Below are 1,383 nucleotides of genomic sequence, written 5' to 3' on the forward strand. Positions count from 1 at the left end.
GTTAGGGGATAGTCTCGGAGCAGTCGCTGTGGCAGATGCCGCTTTGAAGGCAGCGAGCGTTACTTGCATCGGTGTAGAGATCATCAATGGTGGATTGGTAACGGTGAAGCTCGATGGTGATGTCGGAGCTGTACAAGCTGCCGTTGACGCGGGAGCAGAGCTGGCCAAGCAGCTGGATGTACTTGTCACTCGTCATGTGATTGCTCGCATGCATGAAGAGACAGCAGCAATGGTTGCGACTCCTGATACTCCTGATGATGAAGGCGACAATCACTGTCAGGTGCAAGAGAGCGACAGCACAAGTCAAAATAAGCAAGACGAGGCGGAACTCGTATCTGAGATTGCTGCTGAACAAAAAGTTGTATCAGATACGAAAGAAGCTAAGGATGTTGCAAATGAGTTCGCTGCAACGAGAATCAACGAAGCTGACGAGAAGAATTTCAGAAGCGAAAAGCATGATGCTTCGGATGAAATTTCGAAGTCGGTCAAGCTAGAGTCGACCGAAGGAAGTATCAATGCAGCTGCAGCAACTGGCCAGGAACGCATACCTGCAATCACGGATTCCGTGAACGCAATTCAAGCAGATGAAGCTCCTGCAGCTGAGGATGCTGATGGTAAGGAAGAAACTGTTGCTAAGCCGGAACAAGTAGCTGCTCCGAAGGTTTCGCAAGCGAAAGCAGAATCAACTGCTGCTAAGGCAAGCAACAGTACTGTTGAAAGTAATGCAAATGCTGGCATAACGAAAACCGCTCATGCTTCGAATTCTGCGGGTTTGAATACTTCAACTGTTGGGGACAAGCAGAAGCAAGCTGGAACCGGAAATGGCGGCGCTGCACGCGTAAAGCCAGTGCCTTCACCAGCCGCGAAACGGAGCAAAAGCACAAAAAAAGCAAGTTCGTAAAAAATGGAGTAGAGAGAAGGAATATTGATGGAAACATTGGATAAAGACCTACGATCCATTCAAGAAGTCCGTGATCTGATCAAGAAAGCGAAAGAAGCACAAGCCAAGCTTGCCGTCATGACGCAGGAGCAGATTAACGCAATCGTCAAGGCAGTAGCGGATGCTGGCTACAAGCATCGTGAGAAGCTCGCGAAGATGGCGAATGAGGAAACTGGCTTCGGCCGTTGGCAGGATAAAATCATCAAGAACTCATTTGCTTCGAAGCACGTGTATGCATCGATCAAGGACATGAAGACAGTTGGCGTGTTGAAGGATGACAAGGCACACAAGGTGATGGAGGTAGCGGTTCCAGTCGGCGTTATTGCGGGTCTGATTCCGTCTACGAATCCAACATCGACAGTTATCTACAAGGCGCTCATCGCGTTGAAAGCTGGGAACAGCATTGTGTTCTCTCCGCATCCGAACGCGCTCAAGAGCATTTT

The 1,383-nt window shown here is 49.2% G+C and carries 2 protein-coding genes; both read left to right on the forward strand.

Annotated features, from left to right (window positions below; genetic code table 11):
* On the forward strand, window positions 1-901 hold a 901-nt coding region (locus AZ66_RS30295), incomplete at its 5' end, for a BMC domain-containing protein (RefSeq protein WP_052648924.1).
* A gap of 27 nt (window positions 902-928) precedes the next feature.
* A partial coding sequence (locus AZ66_RS29130) for an aldehyde dehydrogenase family protein (RefSeq protein ID WP_044358133.1) occupies window positions 929-1,383 on the forward strand: 455 nt, incomplete at its 3' end.

Source organism: Paenibacillus sp. E194, assembly GCF_000935845.1.
Lineage (GTDB): Bacteria > Bacillota > Bacilli > Paenibacillales > Paenibacillaceae > Paenibacillus_B > Paenibacillus_B alvei_B.